3 protein-coding genes are annotated in these 4,174 nt (G+C 73.6%); 2 read left to right on the top strand and 1 reads right to left on the bottom strand.

Translation table 11 applies throughout. The annotated features are described in order from the left end of the window. Positions 1 to 525: 525 nt before the first annotated feature. Positions 526 to 1,326 (bottom strand): IclR family transcriptional regulator, encoded by an 801-nt coding sequence (locus ACI78Z_RS24870; RefSeq protein WP_457039211.1) that lies wholly within the window; start codon positions 1,324 to 1,326, stop codon positions 526 to 528. A gap of 129 nt (positions 1,327 to 1,455) precedes the next feature. Here ACI78Z_RS24870 and ACI78Z_RS24865 point away from each other — a divergent pair, with 129 nt between their 5' ends. Then, positions 1,456 to 1,776 carry a bifunctional 3-phenylpropionate/cinnamic acid dioxygenase ferredoxin subunit gene (locus ACI78Z_RS24865; protein WP_457039210.1) on the top strand — a complete coding sequence of 107 codons (321 nt, stop codon included), beginning with the start codon at positions 1,456 to 1,458 and terminating at the stop codon, positions 1,774 to 1,776. Continuing rightward, positions 1,773 to 2,945 (top strand): NAD(P)/FAD-dependent oxidoreductase, encoded by a 1,173-nt coding sequence (locus tag ACI78Z_RS24860; RefSeq protein WP_457039209.1) that lies wholly within the window; start codon positions 1,773 to 1,775, stop codon positions 2,943 to 2,945. Before ACI78Z_RS24865 ends, ACI78Z_RS24860 begins: the two co-directional genes overlap by 4 nt. Positions 2,946 to 4,174 lie beyond the last annotated feature (1,229 nt).

The raw sequence follows: 4,174 nt of genomic DNA, 5'->3' as shown, positions 1-4,174 counted from the left end.
TCGGCCGACCGCACCGCGCAGAACCACATGGTCTCGAAGATCCGGGCCTGTTCGAGGGAGAAGATGGCCGGGTCGGTGTAGTACTGGCCCGGCAGCGTGGAGATCAGGCTCGCGGGCAGGTCGGTGGTGGTCATACGGCACCTCGGGGTTCCGTCGGGCGATCTGGGGACGCCGGAAGTCGGACAACGCAGGTCTGCGACACGCCTCGGTCGTCGCCCACCAGCGAGCTCAAGACGACCGATGTGTTGCACATTAAACAGCGGCTCGCGCATAGCGCAACAACTTTCGACCCTCGTTCTCACGGAGCCGCGCCGGGGACTCCCCACCGGACGCGGCACCGCCCTGCACCGCGACAGGAGACGGCAGAGCAGGCCGCACCATCCGGACGGCGCGACGAGGTGACGTGTGCACGGAGCGCGCTGCCGACGCCGTTCCAGTCGCCCGGTGTCCACACACTGCGACCGAGGGGGTCGCGGCGAGGTCGGAGCGACGTCTCGACCACCACGGGCAGCAGCGCCCGCCGGGTCAGCGGGCCAGACCGAAGAAGCCCAGCTTCCTGCTCAGCTCCTCAGCGCCTGACGTCACCCGCCGGGCGCGCCTCGGGAACTCCTCCGAGCCCATCCGGAAGGACGGCCCCGAGACGCTGAGGGCGGCGATCACGTCGCCATCCGCGCCCCGGACAGGCGCGGCGACGGCGTTGAGTCCGATCTCGTACTCCTCCGCCGTGGATCCCCACCCCTGCTCGACGATCCGGTCGAGGTCCCGTTGCAACGCCTCGGGATCAGTGATCGTCGCAGGGGTGAAGCGCGGCAACTCCCGGGAGAGCACGTCCTTGCGAACGGCGTCAGGAGCGTAGGCCAGCAGCACCTTGCCACTCGACGTCGCGTGCAGAGGCGTGCCCTGTCCCACCCAGTTGTGCGTACTGAGCGCCCCCGGCCCCCGAGCCTGACTGACGTTCACCGCACGGTCGCCGTCCAGGATGGCGAGGTTCGCCGCCTCCTCGAGGTCGGCGGCCAGCGCGTCGCAGAACGGCCGCCCCTCCCGGGCGATGTCCAGCTGGACGGCGGCCGCGCCGGCCAGGCGCACGACACCGAAGCCCAGCCGGTACTTCCCCCGATCGGCCAACTGCTCGACGAAGCCCCGGCTCTCCAGCGCCGCAACCAGCCGGAAGGCCGTGGACTTGTGCACCCCTAGCTCGGCGGCCATGTCCGTGACGCCGACCTCGCCGTGGGCCGCGAGGATCTCCAGGACGCTCAGCGCCCGGTCGACCGACTGGACGACGGTGACCGAGCCCCGCTCCGCGTTCTGACCCTGCGACCCACTCATGACCTCAGCGTAGGTGGCGGACGGCGGGGCACCCGGCGCCTCTTGACGCCACCGGGGCCGCTGGACCATGCTGTTGCGTCATAGGCAGTGCGTTGCGAGAAGCGCAACAACGACGAGCCTGGAGCGCCCATGATCCCGGTCTGCCCCACAACCGCGTTGCCGCCCGGCGAGGCGACCCGAGTGGAAGCCGACGAGCCCATCGCGGTCTTCAACGTCGACGGCGAGTTCTACGCGATCGACGACACGTGCACGCACCAGGACGCCTCGCTGGCCGACGGCTGGCTGGACGGCTGCGCGGTCGAGTGCCCCCTGCACGCCTCCTGCTTCGACCTGCGCACCGGGAAGGTGTCCGGCCCGCCCGCCAAGACACCGGTCCGCACACACCGGGTCGTCGTGCAGGACGGCATGGTCTACGTGCAGCCGGGGGCCACCGCGGACGGTGCCGCATGAGCCCCGCGGTCGCCGTGGTCGGGGCCTCCCTGGCCGGCCTCTCGGCTGCGCGCGCGCTGCGGGAGCAGTCCTACGACGGCCGCATCGTCGTCATCGGCGACGAGGTGCACGCCCCCTATGACCGCCCGCCCCTGTCCAAGGAGTTCCTGGCCGGCACGGCCTCGCTGGACGACATCGCCCTGGGCGCACCGGACGACGCGGACCTGGGTGTCGAGTGGCGGCTGGGCACCACGGCGGTCGGCCTGGACCACCTCAGCCGCTCGGTGCTGCTGGAGGACGGCAGCGAGATCCGCGCCGATGGTGTCGTCCTCGCCACCGGCGCCCGCGCCCGACGCCTACCCGGCAGCGATGGGCTCGACGGCGTGCACGTGCTGCGTTCCCTGGACGACGCGATCGCCCTGCGAGAGGACCTGGCCGCCGCTGAGCGCCTCGTCGTGATCGGGGCCGGCTTCATCGGGGCGGAGGTCGCCTCCACGGCCCGCACGCTCGGGCTGGACGTCACGGTCGTCGAGACCCAGCCCGTCCCGCTCGCCGGCCCGTTGGGCGCCGACATGGGGGCGGTCTGCGCCGGGTTGCACGCCGACCACGGCACCCGCCTGCTGACCGGCACCGGGGTCGCCGGACTGGTCGGCACCGGCAGGGTCGAGGCCGTCGAACTGAACGACGGCACGCGCCTGCCGGCCGACGTGGTGGTCGTGGGGATCGGCGCCACACCGAACATCGAGTGGCTGGCCCACTCCGGCGTGGCCCTCGGCAACGGCGTCCTCACCGACGCGCGCGGGGGCACGAACATCCCGGGCGTGGTCGCGGTCGGCGACTGCGCCGCGACGTGGTCGGCCTTCGCGGAGCGGCACGTGCGCATCGAGCACTGGACCAACGCGCTCGAGCAACCGGCCACCGCGGTCGCCACGCTGCTGGGCTCCGAGGAGCCGGCGCCGACGCCGGTGCCCTACTTCTGGTCCGACCAGTACGGCGCCCGCATCCAGTTCGCGGGATCGCGCCGCGAGGGCGACGTCGCCCGTGTGGTGGAGGGTAGCTGCGCCGACCGCAGCTTCCTCGTGGCCTACGAGCGCGACGGGCACCCCGTGGCCGTCCTCGGGATGAACCAGCCCCGCCTGTTCACCCGGTGGCGCCGGCAACTGCGCTCGGCCGTGCAGGCAGCGTCCTGACCCTCGGCCGCCCCCGCAGGCAGCGGCTGGGCGGCCCACGGCCGTAGCGCCGCCCCTGGACCGCCGTCGACGTGGTGACGGCGGTCCAGGCGTGCGAACGGGCTGCGGCCTTCTCGCCATGGCAGCCCGCACCATCCGGTTCGGCCGGTGCGTCACCGTGGCGGTTTCTGCCGAGGACCGCGGTCGTCGGTGCGACGGGCTTCCCGCATCCACGCCCCAGGCCGCCGGGCGCGGCTGGCCGCGAACGAGCGGCGCTGCGACGGGTGGCTCGGGCGCCCCACCGGTCCCCCGGTCACAGGCGGCCGAGTGCGTTTTGCCGTAGGCGACGCAGGGCCAGGCCGGGCGGAGCCCGGCGCAGGGGCCCCTGCGCGACGTCCACGCGAGCTGTCACCCTCCCGCCCCACCGGACACGAGCGAGTGGCTGGGTGGTGGTTCCAGGGCCCAGCTGTGGGCGCGCTCGATCCGCACACGCCGGGCCGGCCGGACGTCGTGCTGCTCACCGGCGTCCTCGACGGTGCAAGCCTCGCTGCACGGCCAGTCGATGCCCTGTCAGCCGATGCCCTGTCAGTCGATGCACTGTCAGTCGATGCACTGCGGCCGACCTGGCGGGATCCGCCCACCGAGTCGTGCGCCGCCACCGGCCTTTCCCGGCCCGGCGGACCGGTCCCCATCACCGTCCGAGGAGCGGCTCGTCGGCTCCGAGGCGATGAGCACGTGATCGGCGAACAGCCCCCGCACAGAGCGGCCGGTGCACCGGCGTCCGCTCCCGACTCCGGCATCAGCCCGATCGGGCCTACGGTGCAGCCCTGAGACCCCCGTCCCCGAACCCACGACGAGTTTCGTCACATCGCCTTGAGGGCCTACGACAGCGCTGCCACAGCGGCCCTCGGGACGGCTGACCGGTCCACCTGACCTCGAGGTCGCACAGCACCACCCCGGCGGCCGGCCCCTCACTCGCCCCGGTCGGCACGGCCCGGGCATCGAGAAGCCTCCCGGCGACGAGCAGCACGCAGCTCCGTCGCCGGGAGGCCCTCACCCGTTGGCCGGGGCGCTAGTCGCGCGGATCCTGCGGCCGGCCGATGGCCTCCCCCGTGGGCAGGCTCTGCGGAGGAACGGTCAGGCCGGTCACCGGGGTCCGGTGGTTGCCGCCGGGGCCGGCCGGCACCCGGCCGTCCGGCTCGGGCCGCCCCGGGGCCTGCGCCCCGGCCGCGGCGCCGGGCGCACCGGCG

This window comes from Geodermatophilus sp. SYSU D01176 (genome assembly GCF_054050015.1).
This window is presented reverse-complemented; position numbering and strand designations above follow the sequence as displayed.

Bases quoted from the DNA above. Each gene is read 5' to 3' on its own strand.
- ACI78Z_RS24870 (WP_457039211.1), bottom strand. From the start codon at position 1,326: ATGAGTGGGTCGCAGGGTCAGAACGCGGAGCGGGGCTCGGTCACCGTC.
- ACI78Z_RS24865 (WP_457039210.1), top strand. From the start codon at position 1,456: ATGATCCCGGTCTGCCCCACAACCGCGTTGCCGCCCGGCGAGGCGACC.
- ACI78Z_RS24860 (WP_457039209.1), top strand. From the start codon at position 1,773: ATGAGCCCCGCGGTCGCCGTGGTCGGGGCCTCCCTGGCCGGCCTCTCG.